This window comes from Cupriavidus nantongensis (genome assembly GCF_001598055.1).
In the GTDB taxonomy this organism is placed as follows: domain Bacteria; phylum Pseudomonadota; class Gammaproteobacteria; order Burkholderiales; family Burkholderiaceae; genus Cupriavidus; species Cupriavidus nantongensis.
On sequence record NZ_CP014844.1, the window covers coordinates 3,687,350 to 3,701,776 of the forward strand.

The 14,427-nt window shown below is 65.1% G+C and carries 15 protein-coding genes; 11 read left to right on the forward strand and 4 right to left on the reverse strand.

Translation table 11 applies throughout. From position 1 onward, the window contains the following. Positions 1-6 precede the first annotated feature (6 nt). The 9 genes from A2G96_RS16995 (at position 7) to A2G96_RS17035 (ending at position 7,211) form a co-directional block, all read left to right on the forward strand. Positions 7-1,947: a ParB/RepB/Spo0J family partition protein gene (locus A2G96_RS16995; protein ID WP_062801175.1), complete on the forward strand. Its 1,941-nt coding sequence runs from the start codon at positions 7-9 to the stop codon at positions 1,945-1,947. 1 nt (position 1,948) lies between these two features. Then, entirely contained in the window at positions 1,949-2,431 is a 483-nt protein-coding gene (locus A2G96_RS17000; RefSeq protein WP_062801177.1) for a hypothetical protein, read from the forward strand. Further along, the gene (locus A2G96_RS17005) at positions 2,428-2,739 is read left to right on the forward strand and encodes a hypothetical protein (RefSeq protein ID WP_062801179.1); all 312 of its coding nucleotides are present in this window, start codon (positions 2,428-2,430) and stop codon (positions 2,737-2,739) included. Before A2G96_RS17000 ends, A2G96_RS17005 begins: the two co-directional genes overlap by 4 nt. Beyond that, the gene (locus A2G96_RS17010) at positions 2,732-3,319 is read left to right on the forward strand and encodes a hypothetical protein (RefSeq protein ID WP_062801181.1); all 588 of its coding nucleotides are present in this window, start codon (positions 2,732-2,734) and stop codon (positions 3,317-3,319) included. The genes A2G96_RS17005 and A2G96_RS17010 overlap by 8 nt, the downstream gene beginning before the upstream one ends. 76 nt (positions 3,320-3,395) lie before the next feature. Beyond that, positions 3,396-5,279: a hypothetical protein gene (locus tag A2G96_RS17015; RefSeq protein ID WP_062801183.1), complete on the forward strand. Its 1,884-nt coding sequence runs from the start codon at positions 3,396-3,398 to the stop codon at positions 5,277-5,279. Beyond that, positions 5,276-6,253, forward strand: coding sequence for a phage Gp37/Gp68 family protein (locus tag A2G96_RS17020; RefSeq protein WP_062801184.1), 978 nt, complete (start codon positions 5,276-5,278; stop codon positions 6,251-6,253). The genes A2G96_RS17015 and A2G96_RS17020 overlap by 4 nt, the downstream gene beginning before the upstream one ends. Then, complete coding sequence (locus tag A2G96_RS17025; RefSeq protein WP_062801186.1) at positions 6,250-6,705, forward strand: hypothetical protein; 456 nt, start codon at positions 6,250-6,252, stop codon at positions 6,703-6,705. Before A2G96_RS17020 ends, A2G96_RS17025 begins: the two co-directional genes overlap by 4 nt. Beyond that, on the forward strand, positions 6,702-6,968 hold the full coding sequence (locus A2G96_RS17030; protein WP_062801188.1) for a hypothetical protein: 267 nt from the start codon (positions 6,702-6,704) through the stop codon (positions 6,966-6,968). Before A2G96_RS17025 ends, A2G96_RS17030 begins: the two co-directional genes overlap by 4 nt. Before the next feature lie 3 nt (positions 6,969-6,971). Beyond that, positions 6,972-7,211 carry a hypothetical protein gene (locus tag A2G96_RS17035; protein ID WP_062801190.1) on the forward strand — a complete coding sequence of 80 codons (240 nt, stop codon included), beginning with the start codon at positions 6,972-6,974 and terminating at the stop codon, positions 7,209-7,211. A 32-nt stretch (positions 7,212-7,243) separates the two neighbouring features. Here A2G96_RS17035 and A2G96_RS17040 read toward each other — a convergent pair whose 3' ends face one another. Continuing rightward, positions 7,244-7,447, reverse strand: coding sequence for a hypothetical protein (locus A2G96_RS17040; RefSeq protein ID WP_062801193.1), 204 nt, complete (start codon positions 7,445-7,447; stop codon positions 7,244-7,246). 542 nt (positions 7,448-7,989) lie between these two features. Here A2G96_RS17040 and A2G96_RS17045 point away from each other — a divergent pair. Together A2G96_RS17045 and A2G96_RS17050 are read left to right on the forward strand one after the other, a co-directional pair. Beyond that, positions 7,990-8,283 (forward strand): hypothetical protein, encoded by a 294-nt coding sequence (locus A2G96_RS17045; protein WP_062801195.1) that lies wholly within the window; start codon positions 7,990-7,992, stop codon positions 8,281-8,283. Between the two features lie 65 nt (positions 8,284-8,348). Next, a complete protein-coding gene (locus A2G96_RS17050; RefSeq protein WP_062802227.1) occupies positions 8,349-9,125 on the forward strand; it encodes a PP2C family protein-serine/threonine phosphatase in 777 nt (258 codons plus the stop codon). A gap of 34 nt (positions 9,126-9,159) precedes the next feature. Here A2G96_RS17050 and A2G96_RS17055 read toward each other — a convergent pair whose 3' ends face one another. The 3 genes from A2G96_RS17055 to A2G96_RS17065 are packed head-to-tail and all read right to left on the reverse strand — an operon-like array spanning position 9,160 to position 14,352. Further along, positions 9,160-10,491, reverse strand: a complete 1,332-nt coding sequence (locus A2G96_RS17055; protein WP_062801197.1) for a sigma-54 interaction domain-containing protein — start codon at positions 10,489-10,491, stop codon at positions 9,160-9,162. Continuing rightward, positions 10,488-13,619 carry a peptidase domain-containing ABC transporter gene (locus A2G96_RS17060; protein WP_082818993.1) on the reverse strand — a complete coding sequence of 1,044 codons (3,132 nt, stop codon included), beginning with the start codon at positions 13,617-13,619 and terminating at the stop codon, positions 10,488-10,490. The genes A2G96_RS17055 and A2G96_RS17060 overlap by 4 nt, the downstream gene beginning before the upstream one ends. After that, on the reverse strand, positions 13,600-14,352 hold the full coding sequence (locus A2G96_RS17065) for a peptidylprolyl isomerase (protein WP_062801199.1): 753 nt from the start codon (positions 14,350-14,352) through the stop codon (positions 13,600-13,602). The genes A2G96_RS17060 and A2G96_RS17065 overlap by 20 nt, the downstream gene beginning before the upstream one ends. Between the last annotated feature and the right edge of the window lie 75 nt (positions 14,353-14,427).

Below are 14,427 nucleotides of genomic sequence, written 5' to 3' on the forward strand. Positions count from 1 at the left end.
TAAACCATGAGCCATAAACCAGGTGATCTTCTTCACATCCGCGCACGAGACCTGATCCTCTCGCCCCGCAACCAACGCACGCGCTTGCGCAAGCGCGTTCTGGAAATCGGCGCCTCTCTGGTTTCGCATGGACAGATCGAGAACCTTTCCGTCATTCCGCATGTCAGCCGCAAGAAAAATGCCCCTGCGTTCGAGGTGATCGACGGCGGCACGCGCCTCGAGGCGGCCATGCTCAAGATCTCGGCCGGCGAATTACCGGAGTCATTTGAATTCCTTTGTATGGTGGCTGATCCAGACCATGCCGAGGAAATCAGCGTGGCCGCAAACATGCACGAACCGATGCATCCCGCCGACGAGTTCGACGCATTCAAGGGCATGATCGATGCCGGGAAATCGATCGAGGACGTCGCCGCGAGGTTCGGCGTCACGCCACTGACTGTACAGCGACGCCTCAAGCTCGCCAATGTCTCGCCCCACCTGGTCCAAGGCTACCGCGACGGGGAGCTCACCTTGGATCAGCTCATGGCATTCGCGATCAGTGACAGTCACAAGGCACAAGAGAGCTTGTGGAAACGGCTCACTGGCGCCTCCCCATGGGAGAAGACCGCCGACAAAATTCGAGCCGCGCTCGCCACACCTGGCGCGATCAACGCGAAGACGGATCGGCTCGCACGCTTCGTCGGCTTGGACGTCTACGAAGCTGCCGGCGGCAAAGTGATGCGCGACTTGTTCAGCGACGGCGGCGGCTTTGTCAGCGACTCCGGACTGCTGCAACGCCTGGCCGAAGAAAAGCTCGCGGCCGCCGCTGAGGACGTTCGTGCAGAAGGATGGAGCTGGGTCAAGACAGTGGACAAATGGACCTACTCCGACGAGATGGCCTACAGCAAGAGCCAACCCAAAAAGCGCGATCTGACTGATGAGGAATGCGGCCTGCTGGCCAGCCTGCGCGAAAGGGAAGCGGCACTCGACAAGAAGACCGACGCGCTTGATTTCGAAGACGAAGAGCTGGATGCCGAACTGGACGATGTCAGGGGCCAGATCGAAGCGATGGAAGCACTCCAGTCGGAATTCAGCGACCGCCAGAAGTCCAAGGGTGGCGCGGTGCTTACCATCGACCACGGTGGTCAGCTCAAGATCGTGCGCGGTCTGATTGCGCCCACTGAACGCAAGGCGAAGAAGGATATAGCTGGCGACACGAGCAGTGAACGCCTCGACAAAAGCGCCGCACCTGCGGAAGAGTCCGAACGGCCGCTGTCGGAGCGACTGGTGACCCAGCTCACTGCCCACCGTACCGCGGCCCTGCAGGCGCTGATAGCGCAATCCCCGCGCATTGCCCTGGTCTCCCTGCTGCACGCGCTGGTTCCCCAGGTCTTCATGCCGCCTGAGGACCGGTATCGCTACAGCGCGGCAGCCAAGGTGTCGCTAACCAACAACCGCGGCCTTGGGCGCGACGCCTCTGGCGACCTGGAAAGTTCACGCGCCTGGCTAAGCCTGGACCAGAGCATAGGCCACTGGCAGGCTGTGCTGCCCGGCGAGGATGAAGATCTCTTTGCGTGGCTCCAGAACCTCAGCCCAACCAAGCAGCTTGAGCTGCTGGCCGTGTGCGTGGCTCACAGTATTAACACAGTCGAGCTCAGTGAAGTAGCAGCTGGCCACGCACGCGCGCATCAATTGGCCGCCGCTGTCGGTCTGGATATGGCGGACTGGTGGGAGCCCACCGGCGCGTCATACCTTGCCAGCGTACCTAAATCTCGACGCATGGATGCGGTGCGCGAAGTTGCCGGAGATGAAGCGGCCGAGCGCATCGGCACCATGAAGAAGGACGCCATGATCGGTGCGGCCGAGGAATACCTCGCCGGCCGCCGTTGGCTGCCCCACATCCTCCGCCAACCGGGTGCACCGGCCACAGACGGGAAGCTGCCCACGACTGCCGAAGCGGAGGCCTGAAATGGAAAGCCTCGATCTCCTCCAGATGGCTACTAACGCCGGCGGCATCCCCGAGGGCCGGCATAGCGTGCGTATGCGCGCTCCGGACCTGCACCACCTGGCTACGCGGATCATCCGTGCTGCCGGCGCGGTGCGTGCGGACCTGCAGCCCGCCCCGGTGGTGAGGCAGCCCGACGGCACGTTCTGGCACCCCGCCCTGCCAGCGGCTATGCACGACAGCTTCCGTCTCGACTGGTTCGCCTTCGCCAACGGCATGGACGCGAAGTGCGTGGCCATGAACGAGGCCGACCTGAGTCCAGCGGCGCTTGCCCGGTACGAAAGCGAAGCCACCGCCGGTGACTTTTCGGGCTGGGAGCCGAAGTGCCCCGCTGGCAAGGGCTGGTTTTGCCTGGCGATCTACGACACCGAGGACGGGCCGCATGCTGTCTTCGTGCGACCGATGGCTGCACAGATGGATGGCCGCCATGCAGGAGAGCCATCATGACCGGCGACACCATGTGCCAGATCGAAGGCGAGGAATTGGTCATTCGCGTGCGTATTGACGCGCTGGCGGCCGCTGCCGAGATCATCTTGCCCGAGCTCCTGGGCATCGACCCGCTTCGCGAACGTCCCGTAAAGGTCACTGACCCTCTGGTGTGGGCCAACGAGGTCGTCAACACACTGCTCGAAGAAAGCGAAATCGGACAGACGCGCATCACCAACATGTTTGACGAGGCCTTCGAGCACGCGCTGGAGTATGGCGCCGAAGGCATCGAGGTCGAAGAAGCGCCAGAGGAGGATAGCGATGACTGACCGCGGCATCGAACAACCCTCGCAGCGCACTGTGCCTGCCGCGGTCGCGCCCAGCCCTGTGGCATTCCCGGCGAGCGTCTTCAATCTAGCGGGAGCTGGCCTGGCGGCCGCTCGGGAAGCTCCTGCTGAGAAGAAGACCCGTGTCCAACGCGGCCTCGATTACGTCCGCGAGCACGGGTCCGCGACCAATGAGGAGATCGCCAAAGCGATGGGCCTGAATGCTGGATCGCACCCCGGAAGCTACCTTGCCGTCGCTGTAAAAGACGGCCGACTCGAAACCCGCGAGGGCCGATGGCATCTAGGGCCCGGCAGGCGATCAGCCGTACTGCCGCCCGCCTCTCAATCGAATCAGGACCCGCCCGAGGCTACCGAGCAAGAGCGGCTCGACCAGATGCCAACGATGTCCGACCCGGCGCCGGCAAGCATCCAGATCTTCCCAACGGATGTTGCTGTTGTAGCTAGAGTTGACGGCTCCATCCTAATAGCGGTCGATGGCCAGGCCGTTGACCTCACGCCGAAACAGGCTCGCCTAATGCAGGCCTTCAGCGCCTTGCTTAACCAAACGGGAGATCTGCAATGAAGGAGAAAACTCTCGAAGAAGCTCTCCAGTACGCAAGGACGCTACAAAAGCGCCGTTCCCCATTCGGGAGTAATCAATGAGCGAACAGAACAAGGCGCACAACGTGCTTACAAGGCAGGTGACCGACTGGACACGCGAGCGGGATCGCCTGGATGACCTGATTGCGCATGCCACTGGAGCCATTCACCCGGAGGATTCGCGCGCAGCGCCGAAGGGGAATCACGACTTCTATGCTGGCGTGTGTGCGGCACTGTCCTGCGTGCTGGCGCATGACGCCGGCACACTGTGGCGCGAGATCGTGCAGTCGGTCGGCACAGACGATCTACTGCAATACGCCGCGCACGACGAGCAGGACGAGTGGGAGGTGGCCGGATTTTCGCGCTATTCCAACGCCGAGCTGGGCCGGGGCAAGCCCAAGCTTCGGCGTGCCATTGCCGACCATTCCGGTGCTGCCGCCGAAATGGTGGCCAGCCAGAGCGCCGATCCGGTGGCGCTGCCTGCTCGCTACTACCCTGACTTCGATGCGGGCTTGATGCGTCAATCCGAACACGGTGCGTGGGTGCGCTATACCGCCGCTACCGGGGCGCAGGGGCTGACGAGCCAGCGCGTTGAGGAAATCGCCAAAGCGTATTTCCATCAATACGGCACTGAACTTGGCGACATGAAGACAGCCATCCGAGTTGCGGTGCGAGAAGCCCTCGCCCAATCCGCCCCGGCGGCAACTGCGCCGAGCGAAACGAGTCTCCTAGGGTGCAACGACGCAGTTGGCGCTGCCCGTTGCCGTCTGGCCCACAAAACGGGCCACGAACAACCGGCAAAGTCCGATGACATGGTTCTGGTGCGGCGAGACGTGATCGCGGCCGCGTGCCACGCCATCAGCCATCAGAAGGCATCGGAAAAGGTGCTGAACTGCCTGCGCTCCGCTGCCATGGATACCGCTGCGCCGAGCGATGGCGCGCGGCAGGCGGTCCAGTGGGATTTGTTCCCTGGCTGGCTGATCGACCACCACGAAGGCGAAACTATCACCGAGGAAATGCTGCAATTTGCGCTGGCAGATATGCTGAAAGCGCATCCAGCCGCCCCTTCGCCGATCGAATCGCCTGACTACAAGGCTCGATTCGAAACGATGGTGTCCATGATCGGCGAGATTAGCGACGCGCTAGGTATTCCAGACGACGAGGCTGCCTGCGCAAATGGGCATGACCTGATCCTGGCAGCTATTGCACGCCTTCGAAAGCCTAGCGCATCGCCTGAGACGATGGTGCATTACGGCGGCGCCGAGACGCCGATTTCGTTCGAGGATAGCGCATCGCCTGCCGACGCCGATGAAGACGCCTACGTGATCGACCGCCTGGGCAAGCTACTGGCAGAGGTCGCTATCGCCCTGAAGGGGCCAGACCTCGCGCAGCACCGACACAGCTATCACGATCTGCCACAAGTTGCGCAGACGATGGTGCTGGAACTGGATATGTACCGCACACTCTACGGGAAGCAGGCTCCCACCGAGGCCAGCGCATCGCCTGCCGCCCCTACGGGAGACGATGCGCCCGCCGCCCCTGTGATGCCTGACATCCTGCTGCCGCTCAAAATCCGGAACGACCGCGACATGTTGAATTACCTGCATCAGGCATTCGAGCGCGAGGTGCACGTTTGCGAGCGCTGCCACGATAAAGACCCGGCCAGGAACACAGACAGCGCGTACTTTCTGCGCGAGTATCTGGCCGCTGCGCCGGTCCCGCCTTCCGCCCCGCAGAACGCCGCGCAGGACGCGAGGGATGCGGAGAAGATTGGCGAAATGGTGTGCGGCGACATCGAAGCCCACATCGATGGGTACGAGGTCGGCGACTACGAACTGATCTACGGGAAGCAGTTGGACGAGATAAACGTCAACCACCCAGGCAAGGTGTTCGCCATCTACATCGACCGCGCCGCCATGGGAACGGAGGGCCCGAACAAATGAGCGCCAACAGCAAGATCGAATGGACGGACCACACCTTCAACCCGTGGATCGGCTGCACCAAGGTATCGCCCGCGTGCGACCATTGCTATGCGGAGGTCTCCACGCCGGCCCGCACGCTGGGCGTAGTCTGGGGAGCGAAAGCCGAACGCCGCCGCACCACGGCCAGCAACTGGAACCTGCCGCGGCGCTGGAATGCCCAGCACGATGAGTTTTTCGCCGAGCACGGCCGCCGGCAGCGCGTGTTCTGCGCCAGCCTGGCCGACGTGTTCGATAACGCTGTGCCTGCGGCGTGGCGCGTGGATCTGGTCGCGCTAATCGCGGAGACGCCGAATCTTGACTGGCTGATCCTTACGAAGCGCATTGGCAATGCCCGCACGATGTGGCCGGCCGAGCCGCTGGCGAACGTCTGGTTGGGCGCTAGCATCACCAGCCAGGCCGAGGCCGCACGCGACATCCCCAAGCTGCTGGACATACCCGCACGCGTGCGCTTCCTGTCAATGGAGCCGCTGCTGGGGCCGGTGGATCTCTCCAGATGGATCAGTTACTGCGAGCGCACGGACAAGCACGGCATCAGCAGGGACGCCGCAGGCGCGCACATCCTCTGCGAGCGCCATTGCGGTATCTCATGGGTGATCGTCGGCGGCGAGAGCGGTCAGGGCGCGCGGCCGATGCATCCGGATTGGGCGCGCAGGCTGCGCGACCAGTGCGCGGCGGCCGGCGTGCCCTTCCTGTTCAAGCAATGGGGCGAGTGGACTCCGGCCGTGCCCGCGCCGGCTGGCACGCCGGGTCCTTATGCGCTGGCACCGCAAAGTGGCTGGTTTGGAAGCGAACCGAATACGCCGCATGAGGTTGACTGCTACCCACGACAGTTCATCGCGTTCGGATGCAGCGTGCTTCAGCGCGTTGGCAAGAAGGCCGCTGGCCGGATGCTGGATGGCGTGCGGCACGATGGATTCCCGGAGGCCTGCCGATGATCGAATCCATCATCAAGCCCAAGCGGCCGACTGGCGCCGGTTGGGTGCGGGAAAGTAGCGCGGCGCTGGAGGCCATTATGCGTGCCGCAGCCATGGCCACAACGACCGAGGCCTGGTTCCACCGTGAGAGCGGTATCCAGGTGTTCAGCTCAGTGGAAATCGCACGGGAGCCTGGTCAGACAGATCTTGGCCCGGAGTACCACCTCAGCTTGAGCAAGAACGGCGGCCGCCACGGCCCGCTACGGACGACGAGCGCCGAGGCTCTTTGGTGCATAGCGCAGTTCGACCTGGTCGACGCCAGAGAAGACAACCACGTGCCCAGCGGCGTAGTTCGTAACTTCTGGAGACCTGTCGCCGATCATTTGTCTGGCTATGAGTGCCCCTGTGCTGATGACGAGCCGGCTATGCGTGAAGACAAAGGCGACTTTGTATGGCGAGGAGTGACCAGATGAAGGCTCAGCACGCACTTGCCCTGGCAGCTGCCGTGCTCGCCGCGGTGACGCTGCAGGCCGGATGCTCTGACCCGGCTGGCGCCCATCGCGTGCTGGAGGCCGCCGGCTACGACGAAATCCGTGTTGATGGCCCCGCATTGTGGGGCTGCGCCGACGACGACACATTCCAAACCGCCTTCCGAGCGGTCGGGCCGACAGGCAAGCCCGTCCAGGGCGTTGTCTGTGCTGGCTGGCTAAAGGGCGCGACGATTCGGCTGGAGTAGAACATGAGTCTCTTGACCCAAGCCTATCTGCTGGACAACTATGGTCCGCGCTTAAATGTCCAGCAACTCTCCAAGCTGCTGGATATCGCTGAAGGCACCATCAGAAATCAGATTAGCGCAGGCGCATTTCCGATCAAGACGTACGTCGACGGCGGCCGCCGCTTCGCCTCGTACCAAGCGGTCGCCGAGCACCTGGACGCGATGGATGCCTCGGTTCGTGGACACCAATTTAGAGCCGCTTGAAACGCCACGCCCCGCCACGAGTGCGGGGCGTCTCAAAGTGAACGCAGATCCAGTTCAGCTGCATCCGGATCCCCGCCAAGGCCGATGATAATGTCCCGGAGCATCCCAGCCTCCGCGGCTGCAAACTCTGGTGTACCGAATTCAAAGTCCTCGGGAAGGGCTTGACCGGCCTTTCTTCGGAGGACACGTATGCGGTCCTCAAACGCGCGAGCTCTCTCTCGGAGGGCGTCGTCCATTGGTTTCTCCAATTTGCTCATAGCCCCTTATCGGCACACTGTCGCCAGAGTTTAGCGATGCCACCATGCCACTTGAGGGCACAGTCTATGGGGTTCCGCTATTCTGTCTTGGGGGGGGACGGTGGAGTCAGCATTTGGACCGTTGCTACAAATTTGCTATAGCAATGGAGCAATGCCTTTAATATCAGGGACTTAGAGCATCATTCCGCACCGTGAACTACGGCGAGGGACAGGACTGCCAGGACGAAAAACCGCGGGCGCGGTGATCCTGGAGACGGGCGGGAGTATATCAAAATCCGCACGCCCGCGGCCCGGCGCCGGCGCGGTGGTGGGTGTTGGCCGACAGCGGCATGCCAGGGTGTCGGCGCGCAGCCAACGCGTCGGTACAGGCTGCAAGTGGCGGCTGGCCCCCGCCTTGCCCAGAACCCGCGTCAGCCCGCGGATTCCAACCTGAGCCGGTCCGTTCCCCTTCGGTGGCACGCCGCTTGCTCAACCACCCGCACCACCCCGGGCGCATCGGCGCCTTCCACCGGAGACCGCATATGGCCACCCTCTCGATCAATGACCTTGCCGGCTGCCGCGAATTGGCTCCCGCCGCCATGGCGCGCGTACGCGGCGCGGGTGGGCAATGGGTATTCGGCTGGATCCGCCCGTTCGTGCCGTCGTCGCCGGCGCCGCTCGGCACGGTGATCAACTTTTACGAGATCAACTACAGCTTCTATGCTGATCAGATAAACAACCAGTTCCAGAACATCGATATCCGCAACAACGCGCCGAACGCCAATATCAATGTGCGGGCCGACCAGGGTGCCAGGAACGACGGCAGGCTGGTCTGATCGGGCCAACGCCGGGCGCCCGCGGGCGCTGGCGTGGCGCGTTGCGGATCGCAGCGGAGGCCAGCTTGGGTTTCGACTCGCATTTCCGGTGGACCTCGGCGGCATGCACCGACGTCGGGCGCGTGCGCGAGCGCAATGAGGACGCTTGCCTGGACCTGCCCGGGCAGGAATTGTGGGCCGTGGCCGACGGCATGGGCGGCCATGCCGTGGGGGATTTCGCCAGCCAGGCGGTGGTGCGGGCGCTGGCGGCGCTGCCGCCACAGGCGCGGCTGGAAGACCGCATCGACGCCACGCGCGCGGCCTTGCAGGGCGTGAACCTGGCGCTGGTCGACGAAGCCGCGCGCCTGGGCGTGCGCTGCATCGGCAGCACGGTGGTGGTGCTGCTGGCCGGCGACAGCCGCTGTGCCTGCCTGTGGGCCGGCGACAGCCGCCTGTACCGGCTGCGCGGCGGCCAGCTGGCGCGGCTCACGCGCGACCACAACCAGGTCGAGCGCCTGCTCGCGCGCGGCCTGATCACGCCGGAACAGGCGCGCCACCATCCCGCGCAGAACACCATCACGCGCGCGGTCGGCGCGGCGCCGACGCTGGCACCCGAGCAACTGCTGACCGACGTGGCCGACGGCGACGTCTACCTGTTGTGCAGCGACGGCCTGAGCAACGAAGTCGACGATGACGCCATCGCCGCGGTGCTGGCGCAGCAGGACGTGGCGCAGGCCGCGCTGACGCTGGTGCAGAAGGCGCTCGATGCGGGCGGACGCGACAACATCTCGGTGGTGGTGCTGCGCGCGGCCGACCCTTGCGGCCCGGACCGCACCCTGGTCAACCCCGAGCTCGACGCCTGACGCCTGACGCCTGACGCCCGAAACCCGCCGCGTCCTAGCCCTTGCCGGCTTCGGCCTGCCGGCTGGCACGGAAGTCCTTCGAGTGGATGCCGTGCTTCTTCAGCAGCATCTGCAGGTGCGAGCGGTTCATGTCGAAGCGCCGCGCCAGTTCGGCGACGGTGCCGCCCACCTCCTGCAATCCGCGCTCGAGGAAGGCGCGCTCGGCCTCGTCGCTGGCGGCGCGCTTGGCTTCGCTGAGCGAGGTCGCCATGGCGATGTCGGTGCCGGATGCGCCGCTGCCGACCACCGCCAGCGCGGCGGGCTTGGGGCGGATGTCCTGCGGCAGGTGCGGCAGGTCGGCGGTATCGCCCGCCAGGCAGCTCAGCCGGTACAGCAGGTTGCGCAGCTCGCGGATATTGCCGGGGTAGTCGTAGTGCAGCAGGAAGTCGCGCAGCCGCGGTGTCAGCCGCACCGGCGCGCGCCGCAGCATGCCGGCGGCCTCGTCGCTGAAGTACGACACCAGCAGCGGGATCTCGTCGCGCCGTTCGCGCAGCGACGGCAGGCTGACGTGGATCACGCTCAGCCGATAGAACAGGTCTTCGCGGAAGGTGCCGGCCTGGCTCATGCGGCGCAGGTCCTTGTTGGTCGCCGCGACGATGCGCGCATCGACCGAGATGATCTCGTCCGAGCCGACCCGCTGGATCTCGTACGCCTCGAGCACGCGCAGCAGCTTGACCTGCCCGGTCAGCGGCAGTTCGCCGATCTCGTCGAGGAAGATGGTGCCGGTATGCGCGCTTTCGAACTTGCCGCGCCGGTCGTTGCTGGCGCCGGTGAAGGCGCCCTTCTTGTGGCCGAACAGCTCGGATTCGAGCAGGCTGTCGGGAATGGCACCGCAGTTGACCGAGATGAAGGGCTTGTCGGTGCGCGCGCCATTGGCGTGGATCACCTTGGCCATCAGCTCCTTGCCGGTGCCGCTTTCGCCGTCGATCAGCACCGGCAGATCGGTCGGCGCTGCCTTCTCGGCGATTTCCAGCGCCTCTAGCAGCCGGGGATTGTCGCCGAAGGTCCCTTCGAAGATAAAGCTGCGCTCCATCAGCGCCTGGCGGCGCTCGCGCGGCAGGCGTTCGACTTCCGGCTGCGGCAGCGCGGATTCGGGCGCAGCGTCGGCAGACGAAGCCGCCTGCACGAAGCGCTCCTTGTGCGACAGCCCCATCACCTCGTCGCGCAGCGTGGTGGCCTGCTTGAGCAGCTTCTCGATCTCGGGCCGGTCCAGCTTCGACGCCCAGCGCAGCGTCGAGCGCAGGATCTCGATCTTTTCGATCAGCCCGGCGAACGACACCGGCGAAGTCACCGAGACGGGGGTGGCACCCTGGTTGTATAGCTTCATGCGGCACTCAGTTGCTTCTGCACCAGTTGGAAATACATGCCCTTGCGCTCCAGCAGCTCCTCGTGCCGGCCCTGCTCGACGATGGCGCCTTCGTACAGCACCAGGATCTTGTCGGCCTGCATGATGGTGCTGAGCCGGTGCGCGATGATCACCGCGGTGCGCCCGCGCAGGATCTCCTGCATATTGGCCAGGATGTTGCTCTCGGACTGCGTGTCCAGCGCCGAGGTGGCTTCGTCGAACACCAGCAGGCGCGGGTCGTGGTACAGCGCGCGCGCAATGCACAGCCGCTGGATCTGCCCGCCCGACAGGCCGATGCCGCGCTCGCCTACCACCTGCTCGTAGCCCAGCGGCAGCTTGCTGATAAAGGCATGCGCGTCGGCCATGCGCGCCACTTCCTCGATGCGGCGCCGGTCCGGGCTGTCGTCGCCGCAGGCGATGTTCTCGGCGATGGTGCCGGAGAACAGCAGGTTGGACTGCATCACGTAGCCGACCTGGGCGCGGTAGAACGCCGCGTCGATCACGTTCAGGTCGTAGCCGTCGACCGTCATCGAACCTTCGGTGGGCTTGTAGAAGCCGACCAGCAGCTTGGCCAGCGTGGTCTTGCCCGAGCCGCTGCGACCGACGATCGCCACCATCTCGCCGGGCCGGATGGCGAAGCTGATGTTCTCCAGCACGTAAGGGGTGTCTTCGCCGCCGTAGCGGAAGTACAGGTCCTTCATCACGATCTCGCCCTGCAGGTCGGGCAGCATCACGCGCGACAGCACGTCCTGCGGCTTCTGTTCCGGCTCCAGGTCGAGCACGTCGCCAAGCCGCTCCATCGCCACGCCGGCGTCGTTGAGCTGGCCCCACAGGGCCACCAGCCCCATCAGCGGCGCCAGCACGCTGCCCATGAAGGCGTTGAACGCCATCAGCTGGCCGATGGTCAGCTCGCGCTCCAGCACCAGCGTCGCGCCCACCCACAGCACCGCGATGGTGGTGGCGGCATTGAGCAGCTGGCTGGCCAGCCCCACCAGGATATGGAACTGCTGCGCCTTGTACTGCGATTCCAGCGCCTTGGTGTACTTGCGCTCCCAGCGCAGCCGCACCGGGCGCTCGATGCCCATGCCCTTGACGGTCTCGGCGCCGCCCAGCGTCTCCATCAGGTAGGCCTTGGCATCGGTCGAGGTCGCGAACACGTCGCGCGCATAGGCCTTGACGCGCGGCGTCACCACCACCGTCAGCGCGGCGATCGGGATCACGAAGGCGATCAGCAGCAGCGTCAGCTTGACGTTGTAGAGAAACATGATGGTGAAGTAGATAAACACCATCAGCAGGTTCAGCGCCGTGGTCACCGTCGATTCGGTCAGGAAGGCGCGGATGGTCTGGTTCTCCTGGAAGCGCGCGAAGATATCGCCGGTCTTGCGCCTGGCGAAGAACGACAGCGGCAGCGACAGCGTATGCCGGAAGAAGTGCGACATCATGGCGAAATCCATATTGCGCACCATAAAGTTGGCCAGGTAGGCGCGGATCGTCGCCATCAGCTGCGAGAACACGCTCGAGATGATCAGCCCCGCGATCAGCAGGTGCAGCAGCCCGACGTTCTGGTGCACCACCACGCCGTCGAGGATGTTCTGGATGATCAGCGGCGGCACCACCCCCAGCATCTGGATCACGAAGGTCGCCAGGAACAGGTGCGCCAGGATCTTCTTGTACGGCGCCAGATAGCCGATAAAGCGCAGCCACGGCGAGCGCTGCACCGACAGCTGCGTCATGCTCTCACCCGGCGTGAACAGCAGGCAGGTGCCGCTCCAGCCGCGCTCGAATTCCTCGGCGCTCATCTTGCGGAAGCCGATGGCCGGGTCGGCCACCCAGACCCAGCGCGACGAGATCCCGTACACCACCACGTAGTGGTAGCCCTCCCAATGGACGATGAACGGCAGCTCGAAGCCCATCAGCGAATCGCGCGTGCATTGCACCCCGCGCGTGGTGAAGCCCAGCGATTCGCCCGCCCGCGCCAGGCTGTCGAGCGTGGCGCCTTGCGTGGTGACGTTGGCCAGCTCGCGCAGCTTGCCCAGCGTCATCGGAATGCCATAGTGCCGGCAGATCATCGCCAGGCAGGCCGCGCCGCAATCCATTTCCTCGGCCTGCTCGACCAGCGCAAAGCGGCGGATCAGCTTCTCGCCCAGCTCGGGCCTGGAGGCCAGGTCTAGCAGTACCGGACGCTTACGCCGCTCGGCCAGCTTCTTTTGCCGGTGCAGCTCGCGGTCGAGCACGCGGATGCGCTCCTCCAGCACCTCGCGCAGGCGCGGATTGCGCTCGAGGATCAGCTGCACGGTCTTCTCGGGAATCACCAGCAGGCGCACGTCGGTCTCGGCAATCGCCGACGCCAGCTGCTCCTGCCGCATCACGCAGGCGCGCTCGCCGAAGATATCGCCCTGGCCCAGCGTCGCCAGCGGGAACTCGCTGGCCTCTTCGCTGCGCACGATGCGCACCGTGCCCTGGCGCACCACGTACAGGCGCCGGTCATCGCGTCCGTCCTGCTTCAGGATTTCCCGGCCGGCCGCGACGCGCTTGACGCCGACGCTGCGCACCGCGTCTTCCAGCTCCTGCTTGTCGAGCTTGCCGCGCAGGTCGAACAGCCGCGCGACAAAGCCGCCGGCCGAGCTGATTGCGACATAGCTGGTGATAAAGGCCAGCGCCGCGGGGTTGCCGGCCACCACGGGCTCGCTCACGCTGCGCGGGATCATCAGCAGCTCGGTCTTGCCCGAGGCGCGCACCGACGACTCGTGCCGGTATTCGCGCAGCAGCGCGAGATCGGCAAAGACCTCGCCGGTCTTGCGCACCCCCATGCTGATTTCCTTGCCGTGCTCGTCGTTGAACACGCGCACCGAGCCGGACTTGACGATAAACAGGCCCGGCGCAACTTCACCGGAATTGCAGACGGTATCCCCAAAGCCGAAGCTCAGCACCTGCGCGGCGCCGGCCAGGCGCGCCAGCTCTTGCGGCGTCAGCACCGACAGGATCTCGACCGACGCCAGGAACGCGGCCAGCGCCGAGCCCGCTTCCGGCGGCTGCGGCGGCTGCGGCGGCTGCGGCGCGGCGGTGGCGGCGTCGGCCGGACCGGCCTCGCTAGCGGGCTTCGATGACATGTTCCTGCGCCCTGGCCATCAGCCAGTCCTCACGCAGCAGGCGGCGCACTTCGACCGCCACCTCGCTGTCGAGCGTGGCCGGGTGCTTGGCGCGCACCAGGAAGACTTCGAAGAACGAGCGGTCGGCGGCCGGGAACGGCCCCAGCAGGTCGCCCGGCTCGGCGTTGAAGACCTTGGCCTCGATCTCGGTCTTGAGCGAGCCGCGCAGCACCTTGCCGATCTCGCCGCCGCGCTCGCGCGTGTCGGCAATCGAATGCTCGCGCGCCATCTCGGCAAAGGCGTCGGGGTCGTCCTGCAGGTAAGAGATCAACTCCCTGGCCTTGCCTTCGCTGTCGACCACGATATGGCTGACCTCGATGCTGTCGAAGCGCGGCGAGTTCAGCGCAAAGTATTCCTGCACCGCCGCCTCGCTGCACACCTGCGCCATCATCCGCTCCTGATAGAGGCTGTCGGTGATGAAGGCCTCGAACTCGTCCAGGCTGACGTTGAGCGCATCCAGGTAATGGTTCATGTCGGCGGCGCGGTGCAGGCCCTGCACGCGGCGGAACTGGTCGGCGCGCTCCTGGATCTCCTCGGCCGTGACCACCATGCCCTGCCGCTTCGCGGCGTGCACGGTCAGCTTGTCGCGCACGATCTGCTCGACCAGCCCTTCGAACTGCCCGGTCAGCTTGAGCAGGCGCACGAATTCCTCGACCCCAAGCACCTCGTCGTCGATACGCACGATGCCAGTCATTTTTCCGACTCCTTTGGCGGCCTGGCGCGGCGGCGCGCCAGGGCTGTCCAGATGCTGTTCCAGGGTGCGACCGCG